Raw genomic sequence first — 19,948 nt, forward strand, 5'->3', positions numbered from 1 at the left:
ATCGCCTCGACCGCTTACTTACTTTCCCATTTTTTTGAATTTTATTAGGAAGTAACGAACATGGCAGCTAAACAAGTCAAGTTTTCCGATGATGCTCGCAAGCGCATGGCGCGCGGTGTTGACGTTCTCGCCAACGCAGTAAAAGTTACCCTGGGCCCGAAAGGACGCAACGTCGTTCTCGAGAAATCCTTTGGCGCGCCTACCGTCACTAAAGATGGTGTATCGGTCGCCAAGGAAATCGAACTCAAAGACAAGTTCGAGAACATGGGCGCTCAGATGGTCAAGGAAGTCGCTTCGCAAACGTCTGACGTTGCAGGTGACGGTACGACCACCGCAACCGTGCTGGCCCAGGCCATCATTGCGGAAGGCCTGAAAGGCGTTACCGCCGGCATGAACCCAATGGATCTCAAGCGCGGGATCGACCATGCCGTCACGGCAGCGGTCAAGGAAATCCAGGCGATGTCCGTGCCCTGCACCGACACCAAGTCCATTGCCCAGGTAGGCACCATCTCTGCCAACGGCGACAAGCGTATCGGCGAGATCATTGCCGAGGCGATGGAAAAAGTCGGTAAAGAAGGCGTCATCACCGTTGATGAAGGTCGCGGCTTCGAAGACGAACTGGAAGTCGTTGAAGGCATGCAGTTCGACCGTGGCTACCTGTCGCCCTACTTCGTCACCAACCAAGACACCATGTCGGTTGAACTGGAAGATCCTTACATCCTGCTAGTGGATAAGAAGATCTCCAACATCCGTGAGCTGCTGCCGGTACTCGAAGCCGTTGCCAAGCAAGGCAAGCCGCTTGCCATCGTTGCCGAAGACATCGAAGGCGAAGCGCTGGCTACGCTGGTCGTCAACAACATGCGTGGCATCGTGAAAGTAGCGGCCACCAAGGCGCCCGGCTTTGGCGATCGTCGCAAGGCAATGCTTCAGGATATCGCGATCCTCACCAACGGCACCGTGATTTCTGAAGAAGTCGGTCTGACTCTCGAGCAGGCAAACCTGGATCACCTGGGTACCGCCAAGCGCATGACGATGACCAAGGAAAACACCACCATCATCGACGGCGCTGGGGTTGAAGCCGATATCGAAGCCCGTGTGGGCCAGATTCGCACCCAGATCGAAGATACGTCTTCCGACTACGACAAAGAGAAGCTGCAAGAGCGTGTCGCCAAGCTGGCTGGCGGCGTTGCGGTTATCCGCGTCGGTGCGGCCACCGAAGTCGAGATGAAAGAGAAGAAGGCACGCGTTGAAGATGCGCTGCATTCGACTCGCGCCGCCGTTGAAGAAGGCGTTGTGCCGGGTGGTGGTACCGCACTGGTTCGCGTCATGGCCAAGGTACAGGGCCTGACCGGTGATAACGAAGACCAGAACCACGGCATCAACATGGCGCTGCGCGCCCTGCAGTCGCCGCTGCGTCAAATCGTCAGCAACGCTGGCGAAGAACCCGCTGTCGTCATCAACCGCGTGAAAGACGCTGAAGGCAACTTCGGTTACAACGCGCAGACCGGCGAATTCGGCGACCTGTTCGAAATGGGTGTTCTCGATCCGGCCAAGGTAACGCGTTCCGCGCTGCAGTCTGCGGGCTCCGTTGCCGGCCTGATGATCACCACCGAGTGCATGATCGCCGACGATCCGGACGAGAAAGAAGCCGCGCCGGATATGGGCGGCATGGGCGGAATGGGTGGTATGGGCGGCATGATGTAATTGCCCCCCGAGCCTTATCGCTCTGACGGTTAGCCGTCATCAAGAACCCCGCCCTGTGCGGGGTTCTTGTCGTTAAAGCATGGTAAAATCATCGTTTTCCATTCGCTATTCAGGCTGTCTTATCACCGTGCTTTCCAACATTCGCATTGTGCTGGTGCAAACCTTCCATCCAGGTAATATTGGCGCCACTGCCCGGGCCATGAAAACCATGGGGTTGACGAACCTGGTACTGGTCAACCCACGTCAATTTCCCGACGAGGAAGCCACCCGCCTTGCCGCCGGGGCGACCGACGTCATCGACAACGCCCGGGTCGTTACCCGGCTTGACGAAGCGGTGAGTGACTGCATTCAGGTAGTAGGCGCCAGTGCACGGCTACGTAGCCTTCCCCTACCGCATTTCGAAGAGCCCGACGACATGGCCCAGGCGGTGACAAAGAATGCACAGCAAGCGCCGGTGGCACTCGTGTTTGGCCGCGAACGTTCCGGGTTGACCAATGATGAAATCCGCTGCTGTACCCATCAGGTCAGCATCCCGGCCAACCCTGACTATGGCATTCTGAATCTGTCCCAGGCGGTTCAGATACTCGCCTATGAAGTGCACCGTGCCTGGCGCAAGCGCGACGACAGCGACTTCGCCTATCAACAGCCAGTTGAAAGCACGCCACCCAGCCGCGAGCAAATGACCCACTTTCAGGCGCATCTAGGTCGCCTCATGCAGCAAAGCGGCTTTATCACCCAGCCGCATGCGCGCACCGAAGAGCAGCTGCAGGCGCTGTTTACGCGCGCCCAGCCAAGTCGCAAAGAGCTTTCGCTATTGCGCGGCTTGCTCAGCTCACTTGAGTCACACCTCCCCGAACGGTAATGCATCGCTCCACCGGTTGGTCGCCTGGATGGTCGCTTCTCTGGCCTCTCGGCCGATAAACGCGCAATAAAAAACGGCGGGCAATGCCCGCCGTTTTCGTGTATCGACTGCGTATCGCGTGCGGTTTAACGCGCCAGCCAGCCGATGAGTGCTTCCGCCGTCGCGGCAGAGGAAGGCGGGTTTTGCCCGGTGATCAGCTGGCCGTCTTCACGCACGTAGGGCGTAAAGTCGTCGGCCTTGCTGTAGATGCCGCCGCATTGCTGCAGCGCATCTTCGACAAGATGCGGCACAATCTTGGTCAGGCCCACCGCTTCCTCTTCTCCATTGGTAAAGCCGGTCACTTCGCGGCCTTTCACCAGGGGTTCGCCATTGGCGCTCTTGGCGTTGACCAGCACGATAGGCGCATGGCACACCGACGCCACGGGCTTGTTCTGTTCGATAAAGGTCTCGATCAGCTTGATGGAATCTTGGTCGTTGACCAGGTCCCAAAGCGGGCCATGGCCACCCGGGTAAAACACCGCATCGAAGTCATCTGCGCTCATATCGCTCAGGCGATGCGTGGCCGCCAGGGCAGCGTTGGCCTGTTCATCCTGCTTGAAGCGCCGCGTTTCATCGGTTTGGCTATCTTCCGCGTCGCTTTTCGGATCCAGCGGCGGCTGGCCACCCTTGGGTGACGCCAGGGTCACCTTGGCGCCTGTGTCCTTGAACACATAGTAAGGCGCGGCGAGCTCTTCCAGCCAAAAACCGGTCTTTTCGCCAGTATCGCCCAGCTGATCATGCGACGTCAGTACTACCAGAATACGCTTGCTCATCAATTATCTCCTAACGGTGAAGCCTTGGATCGCTTCGAATGTCACCTACCTTAGGTGGGGGCAGATTCACCGGGTTGCAAGCCGTCTCGTATTTCAGCGGCGCTGACATCGTCAGATTCGGCCTACAGCGTCATCGCCGCCAGCCAGCCGAAGCCAATCAGCGGCAGGTTGTAGTGCAGGAAGGTAGGCACCACGCTGTCCCACATATGATCGTGCTGACCATCCACGTTCAGCCCCGCAGTTGGTCCAAGCGTCGAGTCGGATGCCGGCGAGCCCGCATCCCCCAGGGCCGCCGCGGTGCCGACCAGCACCACGGTCGCCATGGGCGAAAAGCCGAACTGAACGGCGAGCGGCACGAAGATGGCGGCAATGATGGGAATCGTCGAAAACGACGAGCCGATGCCAAGCGTGATGAACAAGCCAACCAGCAACATGACCAGTGCGGCCAGGCCGCGGTTATCACCGAACAGGTCGACAGCGCCAGCGACCAGCGTGTCGATATCGCCAGTGGTTTTCATGACCTCCGCAAAGCCGGCCGCGGAAATCATGATAAAACCGATCAGCGCCATCATGCGCATCCCGCTGGTAAACAAGTCATCGGCCTCGCGCCATTTGAAGATGCCACCCAGCGACAGCAGCCCGATGCCCACCAGACCACCCAGTATCATCGAGCCGCTATAAAGCTGAAGCCCGAGGGCCGCGACAATGGCGACACCCGACATGATCAGTCCAAGCGTGTGTGGCTTGGCGGGCGTGGCTGAATGCTCTGCCGAGGTATTGGCTAGCGGCTTGGCCGCATAGTCGCGACGGCCGCGATAGCTGAAGGTCAACGCCACGACCAACCCCACCAGCATCCCGCCGACAGGTATCGCCATGGCCATGGGCAGCATCTCGCGAGAGATTTCCAGGCCCAGCGGCTCGCCGGCGCTATTCAGGTTGGCCAGCAGGATATCGTTGAGAAAGATCGCGCCAAAGCCAACGGGCAAGAGCATGTAAGGGGCCGTCAGGCCGAAGGTAAGCGCACAGGCCACCGCGCGACGGTCAAGACCTAGTCGGTTCATGACCGCCAACAGCGGCGGAATCAGTACCGGGATAAAGGCAATATGCACGGGAATGGCATTCTGCGACATGATCGCGACCAGCACGACCGCCGCGAGCAGCACCCACTTCACGCGATCATGATGCGCCGCGTTGGTTTCTTTGCCGAGCATCCTGATCAACACGTTGGCCAGCATGTCCGGCAGCCCGGAGCGGGAAATCGCCACGGCGAACGCGCCCAGGGTCGCGTAGGCCAGCGCCACCTGAGCGCCGCCGCCCACCCCGTCGTTGAACGCTTCGAGCGTCTGATCCAGTGAGAGCCCACCCACGAGCCCTCCCACTAACGCGCCCACGATAAGGGCGAATACAACCGACACCCGCGCTAACGAGAGCGCGACCATCACAAGCACGGCGATAATTACGGCGTTCATGAAGCTTCCTAGCAAAGGCAGTGAAGTGGTAAGCAAGAAAACGCGGGATTTTATCAGAGAAAATCGCCATTTGCGGGGCTATTTACCCGATATAACACCAAAACCCACCTACCGGGATTGCTGCCATGCAACACGATGCCTGCTATGTTGGTATCCTGCATTATGGATTAACTAACCTTCATGCTGCTCGGGAGCGCTCATGAGCACCTTTGCCATTGTCATTTCGCTGTTGCTGCTCATCTTTCTTGCCTACCGTGGGCTGACGGTCCTGCTGCTCGCCCCGCTGATGGCGGCGCTGGCGGTCATGCTCTCGGGTGAAGCCGCCTTTTTGCTGCCGATGTATACCGACACCTTCATGGGGGCCCTCGGCAGTTTTACCATTCAGTTTTTTCCGCTGTTCTTTCTGGGCGCCCTGTTTGGGCAGCTAATGTCGGATTCCGGCGCGGCTCAATCCATCGCCAACGGCATCGTCAACAAGTTGGGCACCCGCCATGTGGTACTGACGGTCGTGCTGGCCTGCGCCATTCTTACCTACGGCGGCGTTTCGTTATTTGTCGTGGCGTTTGCCATTTACCCCATCAGCCGCGAATTATTCCGCCGCACCGATATTCCCAAACGGCTGATTCCAGGCGCCATCGCACTGGGCTCGTTTACTTTTACCATGACCGCCCTACCCGGCACCCCGGCCATTCAAAACGCGATTCCCATTCCTTATTACGCCACCAACAGCTTTGCCGCTCCGGGCCTTGGGATCATCGCCGGACTCGTAATGCTCGGGCTGGGGATGGCCTACCTGCAATCCCGGGTGAAACGGGCGGCCGCACTGAATGAGGGCTACGGCCTGCATAAAGAACGCGAGACGGATGACAGCGACACCCAGGGTTCGCCGCCCGCCATGCGGTTAACCACGGCGCTGATACCATTGATCATGGTGATCGGCCTGAATGGCCTGCTCACTTACCTTGTTTTCCCGTCGATGGATCTGAGCTTTATCAGCGATGAATTCGCCAACGTATCGCCCGCCCGGCAGAGCGGCCTGTGGTCGATCTTGATCGCCCTGCTGAGCGCATCGATATGGCTGGTCATCAGCCGCTGGAAACACTGGATAGATCTGAAGGACACGGTTAACGGCGGCTGTGTCGACTCGCTGCTACCGATTTTCAATACCGCCTCCGTCGTCGGTTACGGGGCCGTGATTGCCAGCCTCGAGGGCTTCACCATCATTCGCGATATGGTGCTCAACGCATCGCCGGGTAATCCGCTGATTTCAGAGGCGCTGGCAATGAGCGTACTGTCGGGTATTACCGGCTCGTCGTCGGGGGGCCTGTCGATTGCGCTGGAGACTCTGGGCGGCGAATACCTGGCGATGGCGCAGGCGGCCGGTATCGACCCCGAACTCATGCATCGCGTTGCCACGCTGGCCGCCGGGGGCATGGATACCCTGCCGCATTCCGGCGCGGTGATAACGCTACTGACCATTTGCGGGCTCACTCACCGAAAGGCCTACGGCAACGTGGCAATGGTCACGATCGTGCTGCCCATCGCCGCGCTGGTGAGCGTGATCACCCTGGGCACGCTGTTCGGCAGCTTCTAAAATAACCGCGCGCATGAGATAGTTAACCCAAAACCAGCGTTTGCAACCACGGGCCCAGCTTTTCGTGACCATTCCGTACCCTGAACACGTCGTGGTGGTCATCACCACGTCTATTGCCGTTGTGCTCGCGGTTCTGCTGCACTACGAAGCCCTCTGGCTTATTTCCCGCCAGATCGAGCGGTTACACAGGCCTCACCGTCAACGCATTCTGGCCATGGCGTTCGGCGTACTGATGACCCACATCGCCGAAATCTGGCTGTTCGGTCTCACGGGGTGGTGGCTGGCCGAGCTGAAAGGCATCGGCGCGCTGAACGGCTATAGCGCTTTCAACCTGCTGGATCATATCTTCTTTGCGGCCGTCACCTACACCACGGTGGGGTACGGGGACATTTATGCCACCGGACCAATTCGTTTCCTATATGGCACTCTGGCGCTCACCGGTTTCGTATTGATCACATGGTCAGCGTCATTCACCTTTGTTGAAATGCAAAAACATTGGCGAGTAAGAAAATAACCCGTCCGTTTCATATGCTAGGGATTGTGCATGTTTGAAGTCATTATTTTATCGTTTGCCTTTATCTTCGGGATTGCCGCTCGCCAACTCAGCCTGCCACCTCTGGTGGGTTTTTTAACGGCCGGTTTTGCAATGAACTTTGCCGGACCCTACCTGGGTTTACCGACCGAGGCCGGCCCGTTGCTCGAACACCTAGCGCATCTGGGCGTATTGCTGCTGCTCTTCACCATCGGCTTGAAACTCAACCTTAGAAACCTCGTCGAACCCGCCGTGTTGGGCAGCGCTTTTATTCATCTCAGCATCACCACCTTTATTTTCACCGCCGGCTTCGTGGTTTTTATGGGCCTGGCGCTCGATACCGCCATTCTGCTGTCCATTGCGCTATCGTTTTCAAGCACGGTACTGGCAGCCAAGGTGCTCGAAAGCAAAAGAGAATTACGGGCGCTGCATGGGCGACTGGCGATCGGCATCCTTATTATCCAGGACCTGGTGGCATTGGCCGCCATCAGCATTTACAGCGGCCAGTCTCCCTCCTGGTGGGCACTGTGGATCCTGGCCCTGCCGCTACTACGGCCGGTGCTTTACTGGCTGATGAGCATTGCCCAGCACGATGAAATGCTGGTGCTGATGGGGGCGGTACTGGCCATTGCCATCGGCGGCATGGGGTTTGATGTCGTAGGGCTCAGCGGCGAAGTGGGTGCCCTGGTGATGGGGCTATTACTGGCCAAACATCCACGCGCCCAGGAAATGTCCAAGGCGCTGTGGGGGCTCAAGGAAATCCTGTTGATCAGTTTTTTCCTGCAGATAGGCATGTCGGGCCTGCCCGACACCAGCGCGCTGATCTTCGCGGGCGTCATGGCGCTACTGCTGCCACTGAAAGCCGCACTGTTCTTTGCCCTGCTGATTGTCTTCAAGGTTCGCGCCCGTAGCGCATTTCTGGGGGGCCTTAGCCTCACAGCCTACAGCGAGTTCGGCCTGATCGTGGCGTCCAGCATCCTGGAAGAGTGGTTGGTACCGCTGGCGCTGACAGTGGCGTTTTCATTTATCATCTCCGCACCGCTCAACCGCGTCGCCCACGCCCTGTTTGATCGTTTTGAGGCGCGCCTGACCCGCTTTGAGCGACATTTACGCCATCCCGATGAGCAGCCCGTCACCCTGGGGGATGCCAAAATGATGGTGATTGGCATGGGCCGGACCGGCAGTGCCGCCTACGACTTTTTTGTCGAGAACCATCTTCGGGTAGTGGGAATTGATTCCGATCCGAACAAGGTAGCGGCTTCCCAGCGCGACATACGGTATGCCGATGTGGAAGACGTCTCTTTCTGGTCACACTTGGATATTAACGCCCTGGAAGCCGTGATGCTGGCAACACCCAATACCGAAAGCAAGCTGTTTGCCACGCGCCAGCTGCGCAAGGCAGGGTTCAAAGGCACGATCATTGCCGGTATCAACTATCCCGATGAAGAAGCCCCCTTGATGGCGGCCGGCGCTGACCAAACCTATTTGCTAATGGCTGGTGCCGGTATCGGTATCGCCGAAAAAACCTGGGAAAACCTACAGTCTACTGCGCCAATCAGGTTTTGAAGGGGTTAACTCAACAAAAAAGCACCATGCAAATAGTTTAGCCTTTGCTAACAATTATTCCGCAAAATACGCTACCATGCTAATCAACGTTTTTACTCACTCTGATATAGCCAACCTATATAGCCATTATGAGCGATCACGAACAGCAGCCATTGCCTCCTACTTCGCGCCAGAGCGGTGATGCGCTGCCGCCTGTCGAGCAGCATGCACAGCAGTACGAAACCGTGCGCAATGCTCACGAAACTGAACTTATCGAAGACTACGTAGAGCTGATCGGTGATCTTCTGCGCCATCGCGGCGAGGCACGCGCGGCCGACATTGCCAGCCGCATGGCGGTCAGCCAGGCCACCGTGTCGAAAATGATCCGCCGCCTGAACGAGCTGGGCCTGGTAACGAGCCGCCCCTACCGCTCGCTGTTCCTGACCGAGGAAGGCCAACGAATGGCCGAAACATCGCGGGCGCGTCACGATATCGTGCTGCATTTTCTGCGCGCGCTTGGGGTTCGTGATACCACCGCCCGCATCGACGCCGAGGGCATGGAGCATCACGTCAGCGATGAAACCCTGACCATCATGCAGCGCTTTACCGAGTCGCATCAGCCGTAACAGGGACGCTATCGGGGCGGTGCCGGTACTGCGGAAAGCCGGTTGACCTGGGCAATGGCGCCGTTCCAGATCATTTCCAGGTGGGTCGTCTGAACAATGTCGATGACCTGGCGCGGCGTCCTCAGCGCCCAGCAGGTGGCACCGGCATGACGCACCGAATGATAACGCAGCCCCACCCCTTCTTCTTTGCGCAGGGCTGCGCCTAACGCTCGGGACACCTGATAGTCGTCGGGTCGATAAATGGCATGCGTGCGTGCCAACCGGGTCGCGTCCCGACACCCCGCTTCATCAAATACGCACTTCAAGCCTCTAAACACAAACCGCTCATAGCGCAGCGACGACACCTTCTCCCAGTAGGCTTGCTGGTAGTATTTCACCTCGCTGATGGCGGCGTTCGCGCGATAGCCGTGCTTACTGGTGATTGCCCATGACGCGAGCCGGCATGCCCAGGCGTCCAATCCCCGGCAGTTTCAACGCCGGACGCATGAGGTCGACGCCGATGCCCAGCCCCAGAATGTTGACTTCGATACCCTCTTCCAGTGCCACCAGCACTCCCACGATACCGCCTAGCGACAGCTGATACCCGGTACCGCTGGGAGTTGGCGCCAACACAGCGTCAAACAGATAGTCCTTGCCCACGGCCGTGACCGGCAGCGATACGTCGAAACCCGGAACCTCGCGGGCCACCCAGGCAATAAAGCTGTTGCTGTTGGGGCCCGGCCACACGCGGTAGAGATCAGCGTAGGGAAAGCGGGACGCGGCATCGGCAATCTGGGGAATCATCTGCTGGGCCTGGTCGCCGCGATAATCCACCAGCAGTTCGGGCGCGTTGCCAAACCATGAGCGGTCGGGTGTGTCTATCGACGACACCACCGTGGGGCGCCGCCAGCTCAATACCTGGTGCAAACGGTAGTAGTCGGCATTTTGCGCCTTGGTGGCAATCCAGATATGCACCCCGAAAGCTCCACGCCAGTTGTAAGCGCGGGCGGCGTAAACCTGAACCACCGCCTCCGAGACCTCCTCGGGAGCTGGGGCAATCGCGGCAGACGAACGGTCAAGCGCCGACCAGTGGCCTTCAGTAACGATCTGGTCGCTGGCCAACATCCAGACAGGCCCGGCCAGCAGCACCGTCAACATGACGACCAATACGGCCACCCAGCGTGCAAATGCCGCTAGCGTTTGCTTCATCTCTGACCTCGATTGACATCGGCCCCATTGGGTTCGGTAAATAACCTAACCCGGCGCTGAGCACAAATCGAGGCGCTGATCTAAACGCGGTTCACACGCAAGGGCCAGGAAAGCGTGGCTAATTAACGTCATGACGTCGTTTCATTGCTGAATGCAAATCGCTCACTTGCTATAGCGTGGTGCAACTTGTCATTATCTGCACTCTTTTGATGCAACAAGGTGCCCAATGAAAACCTACCTGGGGAAAATGCGTGGCGAACGCACCCGACGACCTTTTGTCGGTTGGCAGGATGCCTTCTGGTCGTGGCTGGGGGCCTTTAGCGGCATGGCGCTTATTTGCTGGTTAAGCGCGGGCTGGCTCTCCAATGAACTGCTGATTGTCGGCTCGTTTGGCGCCACCTCGGTACTCATATACGCGGCGCCGGAAAGCCCGTTTGCCCAGCCCAGCCACGTGCTGTTTGGCAGCATGCTGTCAGCCGCCGTGGGTGTGGGCTGTTACCAATGGCTGGGGGCGACACCGATGGCCATGGCGCTGGCCGTGTCATTATCCATTCTGGTCATGCAGCTTACCCATACGGTGCACCCGCCGGGGGCCGCCGCAGCGCTAATTGCCGTTGCCGGCGGCGACAACGTGCACGCCCTGGGCTGGTGGTTTCCCCTGGTGCCGATTGGGATAGGCTGCTTAATCATGCTGGTAGTTGCCATCCTGATCAACAACCTGGCGCGCCACCGGCGCTACCCACGCTACTGGTAACCTCAGTTGGACTGACTGGAAGCGCCCCGCTTTTGCCCCCCCACCACCTTACCAACATTGACTCAACGCATACTCGTGATGCTTCAGAGGACTGAGCACTTAACATACCCCACGGGTGGTTTATACTGTCCAGCATGACAAGCTTTTTATAGCTCTACGCTTGTTTGGCGTCGAGGTGGATGGAACAAGGAGACATGATGCGACTGACACAGCTGGCTTGGTGTGCGCTGGCATATCTGTGCATCGGGCTGGGCATAGCAGGCATTGTACTGCCGCTTGTTCCCACTACGCCGTTTCTTTTGCTGGCACTCTGGGCCGCCACTAAAGGGTCGCCTCGGCTAGCCGACTGGCTATATTACCATCCACGTTTTGGCCCTTACCTGCACGCTTGGCGCGAGCAACGCGCAATACCGAAACGAGCCAAGATTATCGCCCTCCTGCTACTTGCCACCAGTTGGATTACCTTATGGGCAAGCGGCGGACATTCATTATTGCTTGCAGGGATGGCGGTGTTTTTTTGCGGGGTTGCCACCTTTATTTTAACGCGACCTACCGCACAGCACTCGATTCATGAGATATAAGAAAGACGCGTAAGCAACAGAAAGAGGGTTTGGAAGCAGGTGCAGATAAAAAGACGGGGATAAAATAGCGGGGCTGAAATGGAGGCGGCCCCAAAAGCCACATCCCGGCACACGCGACCACCACTACCGTTGCTCCCTTCCGGGCCTGGCGGGGTTTGCGGTTTAGCGTTGCGGGAGGACCTAAGGGGCCACCATAACGGCTTGCTCTTTGATAAGCCTGCCTTCGCTGAGTGGTGGCTACGCCCTGATTTGAACAGGGGACCCCATCATTATGAGTGATGTGCTCTAACCAACTGAGCTACGTAGCCTTTCCGACTTCAGCGAGGACGTATTGTGCCTATCTTAACGGTAAAAGGCAAGCCGCGAATCGGCTTGCCCTTCACCGCGACTACTACTTATTGCAGTGCGTTACGCACCGCTTCTTCAGCGGGCTCGCCGTCGATAGTCTCAACGCCTGCCAGCCACTCACCCAGCAGCTCGTCATTTTCCTTCAGGTAAGCGCGGGCGGCATCACGGGGATCTTCGCCCTCGTCCATGATTTCACCCATCAGCTGGTTTTCCATCTCAAGGGTAAAGGTCATGTTGTTGAGCAATTCGCCTACGTTGGGGCACGCTTCAACGTAGCCGCCGCGCGTATTGGTATACACGGTGGCGCCGCCCAGGTCTGGGCCGAAATAGTCGCCTGCGCCTTCGAGGTAGGCCATGTCAAAGTTCGTGTTCATGGGATGCGGCTCCCAGCCCAGAAACACCATCCAGTTTTCGTTGGGTACGCGCGCGTTCAGTTCCGCCAGCATGCCGGCTTCGCTGGAATCGATCAATTGCCAGTCACCCAGGCCAAAGGCATCGTCGTCGATCATCTGCTGGATCAATTCGTTGCCGTCGTTGCCCGCTTCAATGCCGTGCAATTGCAGGTTGAACTTGTCGGCATGCGCGTCCAGGTCTTCCACCGAGGTGACACCAGCGTCGTAAACATACTGCGGCACGGCCAGGGTGTACTTGGCGCCTTCAAGGTTGGCGGTCAACCGGTCGACGGTGCCTTTCTCGACGTAAGGGTCACTGATAGACGCCATGGACGGCATCCAGTTGCCCAGAAACACATCAAAATCGCCGTTTTCCATGCCCGAATAGGCGATGGGCACCGACACGGTATCGATACGTGTATCATACCCCATGCCTTCCAGCACTTCGCTGGCAAGCGCCGTGGTCGCGGTGATGTCGGTCCAGCCTACTTCGACAAAGCGTACTGTGCTGCACTCGTTCGCCATGGCCAGGGAGGGAAGCCCTGCCGTGACCATCATCGCCCCCATCATGCTTAAACGTGTTTTTTTCATTCGTCATCCCCTTTTCATCGAATTGTCCAATACCCGCTCGGCGTTAGCGTTGTGGCGGATAAACAGCAGCATCCTTTTATTGATTGAACGTTCAATAAAAAAATGCGACTATATCTAGGTAATCATGCCTATCTCTCTTTTTCAAGTTGAGGGAGTGAATAGGCATTCAACGTGAGGAGAGAAAGCTGTGCCTAAGGTGGGAATGGAACCAATACGCCGCCAGCAGTTGATCAAAGCCACCATGGCGGCCATTGACGAAGTCGGTCTGGCGGAAGCCACTGTCATGCGAATCGCCCGGCATGCGGGGGTGTCAGCAGGCATTATCAGTCACTACTTCGGTGGCAAGGATGGCTTGCTGGAAGCCACCATGCGCCAGATTCTGACCGACCTGAACAATGCCGTGTCGATTCGCCGTCATGCCCTGGAAGACGACTCTCCGCGCGCCAACATCGGCGCCATCATTGAGGGTAACTTTGACCGCACCCAGGTAACCGGCCCGGCCGCCAAGACCTGGCTCGCCTTCTGGGCCAGCAGCATGCACAAACCCATGCTGCTACGTTTGCAGTACGTTAACGATCGTCGGCTTTACGCCAATTTATGTCATCAGTTTCGCCGAGTGATGCCTCGCAATGCCGCGCGCAACGCTGCCCGTGGACTGGCGGCCATGATCGACGGCCTCTGGCTGCGTGGCGCACTGGCACCGGAAGGACTGGACGCGGCGGAAGCCCGCCACCTGGCCCATCAGTATCTCGACCAGCTACTCGCTCACCATGGGTGCCAACAGCCTGCATCCATTTCTGAACCTTATTAAGGAGACCACCATGGCCGTTCAAGACGTACAGCCCCTTTACATTAATGGTCGCCCGGTAGAAGCCACCTCAGGCGAGACTTTTACCATCACCAATCCGTTCGACGGCAGCCTGCTGGCAACCGTCGGTCAGGCCAGCCAGGACGACGTGGATCGCGCCGTTGAGGCCGCCCGCCAAGGCCAGCGTCAGTGGGCCGCCATGACCGGCATGGAGCGCGCTCGCATCCTGTTGCGCACCGTTGCCATCCTGCGCGAACGCAATGACGAGTTGGCCGAGCTGGAAACCCGCAATACCGGCAAGCCGCTCAGCGAAACCGCCAGCGTCGATATCGTCACCGGTGCCGATGCGCTGGAGTACTATGCAGGCCTCGCGCCGGCCATCGAAGGCAGCCAGATTCCCCTGCGCGATAGCTCCTTCGTCTATACCCGTCGCGAGCCGCTGGGCGTGATCGGCGCGATCGGCGCCTGGAACTACCCGATTCAGATTGCCTGCTGGAAAGCCGCCCCTGCACTGGCCGCGGGTAACGCGATTGTTTTCAAACCCAGCGAAGTCACGCCGCTCACGACGATGAAGCTTGCCGAAATCTTCACCGAAGCGGGTCTCCCCGACGGCGTGTTCAATGTCGTCCAAGGTGACGGCCGCGTGGGCGCCATGCTGACCGGGCATAAAGGCATCGACAAGGTATCGTTTACCGGTGAGGCCGGTACCGGCAAGCAGGTCATGTCAGCGGCGGCCGAATCGACGCTCAAGGACGTCACCATGGAACTGGGCGGCAAATCACCGCTGCTGGTCTTCGCCGATGCCAATCTGGATCGCGCCGCCGACGCCGCCATGATGGCCAACTTTTACTCCTCCGGCCAAATCTGCACCAACGGCACCCGCGTGTTTGTGGAACGCAGCGTCAAAGACGCCTTTGAAGCCAAGCTGGTCGAGCGCGTCAAGCGTATCAAGGCGGGCGACCCCATGGATCCAAGCGTCAACTTTGGCCCGCTGGTCAGCTTCGAGCATCAGGAGAAAGTGCTCTCCTACATTGCTCTCGGCAAAACCGAAGGCGCACGGGTTCTGGTGGGCGGCGAGGACTGGAACAGCGGCAGCTGGGCCAACGGTGCCTGGGCAGCCCCCACGGTCTTCACCGATTGCACCGACGACATGCGTATCGTCAAGGAAGAGATCTTTGGCCCGGTGATGTCAGTACTCGCCTTTGATGACGAGGAAGAAGTGATTCGCCGCGCCAATGACACCACCTACGGCCTCGCCGCCGGTGTCTTCAGCGAAAGCCTGAACCGCGCCCACCGAGTGATCCATCAGCTGGAAGCGGGTATCTGCTGGGTCAATACCTGGGGCGAGTCGCCCTCCGAGATGCCGGTCGGCGGTTACAAGGAGTCGGGCATTGGCCGCGAGAACGGTATCGAGACGCTGAATCACTATACCCAGACCAAGTCCGTACAGATCGAGATGGGGCCTTTTGAGTCAGTGTTTTAATCTTTTCCAATGACACGAGCTCACTAATCAATAGCGCAGGGGGTAGCGTGAAGCGAGGGTCTTTTCCCAGGTAAGAGGTCACAGTGCCGTCGCGGAACGCTACCACCAGCACCCCCGTCCCACTTTCAGCTTTGGTAATACTCTATGTCTCAACCACGCGAATTTGATTACATCATTATCGGTGCCGGTTCGGCGGGGAACGTGCTTGCTACCCGCCTCACCGAAGACAGCGACGTGAGCGTCCTGCTGCTGGAAGCCGGTGGTCCCGATTATCGCTTTGATTTCCGCACCCAGATGCCCGCTGCCCTGGCTTACCCGCTGCAGGGCAAGCGGTACAACTGGGCGTTTGAAACCGACCCAGAACCACACATGGACGGCCGCCGTATGGAATGTGGTCGCGGCAAGGGCCTCGGCGGTTCCTCGCTGATCAACGGCATGTGCTATATCCGCGGCAACGCGCTGGATTACGATAACTGGGCCAAACAGCCCGGCCTTGACGACTGGGATTACCTGAGCTGCCTGCCCTATTTCAAGAAAAGCGAAACCCGTGATATCGGCGCGAACGATTACCACGGCGGTGACGGCCCGGTGAGCGTGACCACGCCGAAAGCCGGCAACAACCCGCTTTACCGCACCTTTATCGACGCCGGCAAGCAGGCGGGCTATCCGGAAACAGAGGACGTCAACGGCTACCAGCAGGAAGGCTTCGGCCCCATGGACCGCTTTGTGACGCCTAACGGTCGGCGTGCGTCGACGGCCCGTGGCTACCTGGATACCGCCAAGCAGCGCGACAACCTGACCATCGAAACCCACGCGGTGACCGATGTGATCGAGTTCGAGGGCAAGCGTGCCGTGGGCGTTCGCTATGAGCGTAAAGGCCAGCCGCAGCAGGCGCGTGCGCGTCGCGAAGTGCTGCTTTGCGGTGGTGCCATCGCCTCGCCGCAGATTCTGCAGCGCTCGGGCATCGGCAACCCCGAACTGCTCAAGGCGCTCGATATCGAGCCGGTTCATGCGCTACCCGGCGTAGGCGAAAACCTCCAGGATCACCTGGAGATGTACATCCAGTACGAGTGCAAAGAACCCATATCGCTCTATCCGGCGCTGAAATGGTACAACCAGCCGAAAATCGGCGCTGAGTGGCTGTTCAAGGGAACCGGCATCGGTGCCAGCAACCAGTTCGAATCCTGTGGCTTTATCCGCAGCCGTGATGAGGAAGAGTGGCCCAACCTGCAATACCACTTCCTGCCCATTGCCATCAGCTACAACGGCAAGAGCGCGGTGCAGGCCCACGGCTTCCAGGCCCACGTCGGCTCCATGCGCTCCGAAAGCCGCGGGCGTATCCAACTGACGTCAAAAGACCCCCACGCCGCGCCCAGCATCCTGTTCAACTACATGGCCAAGGACAAGGACTGGGAAGAATTCCGCGATGCCATTCGGCTTACCCGCGAGATCATCGCCCAGCCCGCCTTTGAGCCATACCGTGGCCGCGAAATCGCTCCCGGCCCGGACGTGCAGTCGGATGCCGAGCTCGATGCCTTCGTCAAACAGCACGCCGAAACCGCCTACCACCCCTGTGGTAGCTGCCGTATGGGCAACGACGACCAGGCGGTAACCGATGGCCAGGGCCGCGTACACGGCGTGGAAGGCCTGCGCGTTGTCGACGCCTCGCTCTTTCCGGTCATCCCCACCGGCAACCTCAACGCCCCGACTATCATGCTGGCGGAAAAGATCGCCGACCGCATCCGCGGCAGGGAGCCTCTGGCCCGCGCCGACGTCGACTATTATGTCGCCGATGGGGCGCCGGCAAAACAACACTGAACCAAGATCCCGTAGCAAAACTCTAAAACGCTGTGGCAAACGCCACGGCGTTTTTTTATGTCGTCCATTCGTATCGAAATGCTTGCACTGGGTAGCGCAGGTCTGCCAATATTCAAACATCTGTTTAAATGTGGTCATCCGCCACACGGCTTTATCCTCAACACATGGAGAGGCATTATGCTCACCCTACTATTGATTGTGCTGGCAGTTGTTGGCTTGCTTGCGGTAATGCGCCGCGAAGCAGGCGCGACAGCGGCTCTGGCGGTGTTTGGCGTGCTGGGCCTGGTTGGTCTGCTGGTCGACGCCACGGTTATTGGCCTACTACTGCTTATTGGCGCCGCGGCCGTCGCGGTAGCCGGCCTCCCCGCGCTACGCAGCAAGTGGCTCACACCCCGGCTGTTTGCCATGTTCAAAAAGGTCGCCCCCAAGGTTTCCGATACCGAGCGTACCGCGCTGGAAGCAGGTAGCGTTTCCTGGGACGGCGAACTGTTCTCCGGCAAGCCCCAGTGGAACAAGCTGCTCAACTTCAAGGACGACGGCCTGCGTGAAGACGAGCAAGCCTTCCTCGACAACCAGTGCGCGAAAGCCGCTGGCATGTGCAATGCCTGGGATATCGCCATCGAACGTGCGGACCTGCCCCAGCAGCTTTGGGATTACCTGAAGAAAGAAGGCTTCTTCGGCATGATTATCCCGAAGGAGTATGGCGGCCTGGGCTTCTCGGCCAAGGGGCAGTCCATGGTGCTGCAGAAGCTCTCGGCCAACGAAACCCTGATGGTGACCGTTGGCGTACCCAACTCGCTGGGTCCAGGTGAGCTGCTGCTCAAGTACGGTACCCAGGAACAGAAAGATCACTACCTGCCGCGTTTGTCCGACGGCCGTGAAATTCCCTGCTTTGGCCTGACGGGCCCGCGTGCCGGTTCGGATGCCACCTCGCTGCCGGATACCGGCGTCGTGTGCAAGCAGATGGTTGACGGTAAAGAAGTCATTGGCCTGCGCCTCAACTTCGAAAAGCGCTGGATCACCCTGGCGCCCATCGCCACCGTTGTCGGCCTGGCATTTCGCCTGTTCGACCCCGACCACCTGCTTGGTGAGGAAGAGGATCGCGGCATTACCCTGGCGTTAATTCCCCGCGAAACCGACGGCATGGACATCGGCCGCCGTCACCACCCGATCGGCAGCCCGTTCATGAACGGCCCGATTATCGGCAAGGATGTCTTTATCCCGCTAGACACCATTATCGGTGGGCCAGACATGATCGGCCAGGGGTGGCGGATGCTAGTCGAGTGCCTCTCCATCGGCCGCTGCGTCACGCTGCCCTCCGGCGCCACCGGCACCGCGCGCTATGCGCTGGGCTGGAGCGGCGGTTTCACCCGCGTCCGTCGTCAGTTCAACGTACCCGTCGCGGAAATGGAAGGCGTGCAGGAACCTCTGGCGCGCATGGCATCGCTGGGCTACATCGCCCAGGCCACGGTCTATCAGACCGCCAACCTGATCGACCACGGCGAGAAGCCTGCGGTGCCCTCGGCGATTCTGAAAAGCCAGCTGACCGAATTCCAGCGTGATATCCTGACCGACGCCATGGACGTGCACGGCGGCAAGGCGGTCACTCTTGGCCCGCGCAACTACCTGGGGATCGGCTACAGCGCCAACCCGGTGGCGATCACCGTGGAAGGCGCCAACATCATGACCCGCAACCTGATGATCTTCGGTCAGGGCGCGATCCGCTGCCACCCTTACGTACTCGACGAGCTGGCCGCTAAAGATGCCAACGATATCAAGGCGTTCGACAAGGCGTTCTTCAGCCACGCCGGCCTGATCTTCGGCAACGCCGCACGCGCCTTTACGCTGGGCTTCGGCATCGGCAAGTCCAAGGTGCCGTTCGACGGACCGGCGACCGCCTACGCCCAGGACATCGCGCGCCTCTCGGCAGGCTTTGGGCTATGCGCCGACGCTGCCATGGCGAGCCTTGGCTCGGCCCTGAAAAAGCGCGAGATGCTTTCCGCGCGCCTCGGCGATGTGCTCTCCAACCTCTATCTCGCCTCCATGGTGCTCAAGCAGTGGCAAGCGGGTGACAAGGTAGAAGGCGAAGAGGCCCTGCTGCATTACAGCTGCCGGTTCCTGCTCCAGCGTGCGGAACAGGCGTTCGTGGAAATTTTCGATAACCTGCCCAACCGGGCGCTGGGCAAGACGCTGAAAGTGATCGTGATGCCAACCGGCCGCCGCTGGGACAAGCCCCACGATAACTATGCGCGGGATATCGCCAAGCGCGTCTCCACCCACAGTGCATTGCGCAGCAAGCTACTGCACAACACCTGGGGCGCCGACGACGGCGAGCAGCGCAACCCGCTCGCCCGCTATAACGCGCTGCTGGTCGATTACGACCGCGCCGAAGCGATCTACCGCACGGTCAACAAGGCCTACGCCAAGGGCGAGCTGCCGCAGACGGCACTGCACCCTGAAGCGCGGGTAGAAGCCGCGCTGGCCGTCGAGCTGATCAGCGAAGAAGACGCCCGGTTCATGCGCGAGTTCGAGGCGGAAGTGCTTGAAATGCTCACCGTGGATGACTTTCCCTACGACACCTTTGCCACCGACAAGTCGACGCTGATTGACCACAACGCCAAGGCTGTTGAATCATCCACGGTCACGTCGGATGCATCCGCGAGCGAGGCATCCGCCAGCGTGAAATAGCCCAGCGCAGGCTCTGACCGAAACCGGCCCATCGTGGCCGGTTTTTTTGATCCTATACTTTCGTTTAATTTTCGATTCTTCGACATAAGAACACAACAAAAGGCATTGCAGGTTCGAAATCGATCAACTAGGATTTCGTAAACGAAAGCTAGA

Annotated in this window: 17 protein-coding genes, 1 tRNA gene and 1 other RNA gene; 12 read left to right on the forward strand and 7 right to left on the reverse strand. The window is 59.0% G+C overall.

Going from position 1 to position 19,948, the window contains the following annotated elements:
* The first annotated feature begins 60 nt into the window (after positions 1-60).
* Together groL and QC815_RS08615 are read left to right on the forward strand one after the other, a co-directional pair.
* Positions 61-1,704, forward strand: coding sequence for a chaperonin GroEL (gene groL, locus QC815_RS08610; RefSeq protein ID WP_230446816.1), 1,644 nt, complete (start codon positions 61-63; stop codon positions 1,702-1,704).
* Positions 1,705-1,831: 127 nt separating this feature from the next.
* Complete coding sequence (locus tag QC815_RS08615) at positions 1,832-2,566, forward strand: RNA methyltransferase (RefSeq protein WP_230446908.1); 735 nt, start codon at positions 1,832-1,834, stop codon at positions 2,564-2,566.
* A 125-nt stretch (positions 2,567-2,691) separates the two neighbouring features.
* Here the strand turns inward: QC815_RS08615 and QC815_RS08620 are convergent, their stop codons facing one another.
* Entirely contained in the window at positions 2,692-3,378 is a 687-nt protein-coding gene (locus QC815_RS08620) for a type 1 glutamine amidotransferase domain-containing protein (protein WP_230446815.1), read from the reverse strand.
* Between the two features lie 122 nt (positions 3,379-3,500).
* The gene (locus QC815_RS08625; RefSeq protein WP_230446814.1) at positions 3,501-4,847 is read right to left on the reverse strand and encodes a Na+/H+ antiporter family protein; all 1,347 of its coding nucleotides are present in this window, start codon (positions 4,845-4,847) and stop codon (positions 3,501-3,503) included.
* 199 nt (positions 4,848-5,046) lie between these two features.
* Between QC815_RS08625 and QC815_RS08630 the strand changes: the two genes are divergently transcribed.
* From QC815_RS08630 to mntR, 4 genes are all read left to right on the forward strand, one after another.
* Positions 5,047-6,441 (forward strand): GntP family permease, encoded by a 1,395-nt coding sequence (locus tag QC815_RS08630; protein WP_309768049.1) that lies wholly within the window; start codon positions 5,047-5,049, stop codon positions 6,439-6,441.
* Between the two features lie 64 nt (positions 6,442-6,505).
* On the forward strand, positions 6,506-6,955 hold the full coding sequence (locus tag QC815_RS08635; protein ID WP_309768050.1) for an ion channel: 450 nt from the start codon (positions 6,506-6,508) through the stop codon (positions 6,953-6,955).
* 30 nt (positions 6,956-6,985) lie between these two features.
* Positions 6,986-8,539, forward strand: a complete 1,554-nt coding sequence (locus QC815_RS08640) for a cation:proton antiporter domain-containing protein (RefSeq protein ID WP_309768052.1) — start codon at positions 6,986-6,988, stop codon at positions 8,537-8,539.
* Between the two features lie 128 nt (positions 8,540-8,667).
* On the forward strand, positions 8,668-9,144 hold the full coding sequence (mntR, locus tag QC815_RS08645; protein ID WP_230446810.1) for a manganese-binding transcriptional regulator MntR: 477 nt from the start codon (positions 8,668-8,670) through the stop codon (positions 9,142-9,144).
* Positions 9,145-9,152: 8 nt separating this feature from the next.
* Here the strand turns inward: mntR and QC815_RS08650 are convergent, their stop codons facing one another.
* Together QC815_RS08650 and QC815_RS08655 are read right to left on the reverse strand one after the other, a co-directional pair.
* Positions 9,153-9,602, reverse strand: a complete 450-nt coding sequence (locus QC815_RS08650; protein WP_268902715.1) for an RES family NAD+ phosphorylase — start codon at positions 9,600-9,602, stop codon at positions 9,153-9,155.
* Positions 9,556-10,332: a DUF3750 domain-containing protein gene (locus tag QC815_RS08655; protein WP_230446808.1), complete on the reverse strand. Its 777-nt coding sequence runs from the start codon at positions 10,330-10,332 to the stop codon at positions 9,556-9,558. Before QC815_RS08655 ends, QC815_RS08650 begins: the two co-directional genes overlap by 47 nt.
* Before the next feature lie 226 nt (positions 10,333-10,558).
* Here QC815_RS08655 and QC815_RS08660 point away from each other — a divergent pair, with 226 nt between their 5' ends.
* Positions 10,559-11,086, forward strand: coding sequence for an HPP family protein (locus QC815_RS08660; RefSeq protein ID WP_230446807.1), 528 nt, complete (start codon positions 10,559-10,561; stop codon positions 11,084-11,086).
* Between the two features lie 197 nt (positions 11,087-11,283).
* Positions 11,284-11,667 carry a YbaN family protein gene (locus QC815_RS08665; protein WP_230446806.1) on the forward strand — a complete coding sequence of 128 codons (384 nt, stop codon included), beginning with the start codon at positions 11,284-11,286 and terminating at the stop codon, positions 11,665-11,667.
* Between the two features lie 88 nt (positions 11,668-11,755).
* Here QC815_RS08665 and ffs read toward each other — a convergent pair.
* The 3 genes from ffs to QC815_RS08680 form a co-directional block, all read right to left on the reverse strand.
* Positions 11,756-11,852, reverse strand: an RNA gene (gene ffs / locus QC815_RS08670) — signal recognition particle sRNA small type.
* Positions 11,853-11,898: 46 nt separating this feature from the next.
* A tRNA-Met gene (locus tag QC815_RS08675) sits at positions 11,899-11,975 on the reverse strand.
* Between the two features lie 87 nt (positions 11,976-12,062).
* Positions 12,063-12,998 (reverse strand): choline ABC transporter substrate-binding protein, encoded by a 936-nt coding sequence (locus tag QC815_RS08680; RefSeq protein ID WP_230446805.1) that lies wholly within the window; start codon positions 12,996-12,998, stop codon positions 12,063-12,065.
* 202 nt (positions 12,999-13,200) lie between these two features.
* On the opposite strand from QC815_RS08680, the gene betI reads away from it, so the two are divergent.
* The 4 genes from betI to QC815_RS08700 all read left to right on the forward strand — a co-directional run bounded on the left by betI (position 13,201) and on the right by QC815_RS08700 (position 19,795).
* Positions 13,201-13,809, forward strand: a complete 609-nt coding sequence (gene betI / locus QC815_RS08685) for a transcriptional regulator BetI (RefSeq protein WP_268902714.1) — start codon at positions 13,201-13,203, stop codon at positions 13,807-13,809.
* Between the two features lie 10 nt (positions 13,810-13,819).
* Complete coding sequence (gene betB, locus QC815_RS08690; RefSeq protein ID WP_309768055.1) at positions 13,820-15,289, forward strand: betaine-aldehyde dehydrogenase; 1,470 nt, start codon at positions 13,820-13,822, stop codon at positions 15,287-15,289.
* 144 nt (positions 15,290-15,433) lie between these two features.
* Entirely contained in the window at positions 15,434-17,107 is a 1,674-nt protein-coding gene (gene betA, locus QC815_RS08695) for a choline dehydrogenase (RefSeq protein ID WP_309768057.1), read from the forward strand.
* Between the two features lie 177 nt (positions 17,108-17,284).
* Complete coding sequence (locus QC815_RS08700; protein WP_230446801.1) at positions 17,285-19,795, forward strand: acyl-CoA dehydrogenase; 2,511 nt, start codon at positions 17,285-17,287, stop codon at positions 19,793-19,795.
* The last annotated feature ends 153 nt before the right edge of the window (positions 19,796-19,948 follow it).

Source organism: Vreelandella gomseomensis (genome assembly GCF_031451645.1).
In the GTDB taxonomy this organism is placed as follows: Bacteria; Pseudomonadota; Gammaproteobacteria; order Pseudomonadales; family Halomonadaceae; genus Vreelandella; species Vreelandella gomseomensis.